Origin of the sequence: Microvirga pakistanensis, assembly GCF_004458765.1 — a bacterium.
Lineage (GTDB): Bacteria > Pseudomonadota > Alphaproteobacteria > Rhizobiales > Beijerinckiaceae > Microvirga > Microvirga pakistanensis.
The window spans coordinates 1-342 of the sequence record NZ_SPJX01000398.1 but is presented as its reverse complement, the minus strand read 5'-3'; the positions used below and the strand labels follow the sequence as shown (position 1 = coordinate 342).

Below are 342 nucleotides of genomic sequence, written 5' to 3'. Positions count from 1 at the left end.
GTTGCTCCGGCTGTTCGGCTTTGTGTTGAACACGAAGATGTCCTTGCCATGGTTGCCGTAGAGCGTGTCGATGCCGGCTCCGCCATAGAGCCAGTCGTTGTGGTTGCCGCCCGTCAGCCGGTCGGTGCCGGCCCCGCCCATGAGGGTGTCGTTGCCGTCGCCGCCGCTCAGGCGGTCGTTGCCCGCATTGGCCAGGATCCGGTCGTGGCCGACCGTGCCGGCGGCGGTCTCGCTGGCCCAGTCGGACACCTGGATCGTGACGTCCTGCAGGAACGAGAGATCGGTGTCGCCGTTCTCGACCGTGACCTTGAGCCTGAGCCCGTGGCTGCGGGCCTGCTCGTA

The 342-nt window shown here is 67.3% G+C and carries 1 pseudogene; it reads right to left on the bottom strand.

The features are described from left to right. Positions 1-342, bottom strand: a pseudogene (locus E4K09_RS18930) (hypothetical protein); the annotation flags it as partial.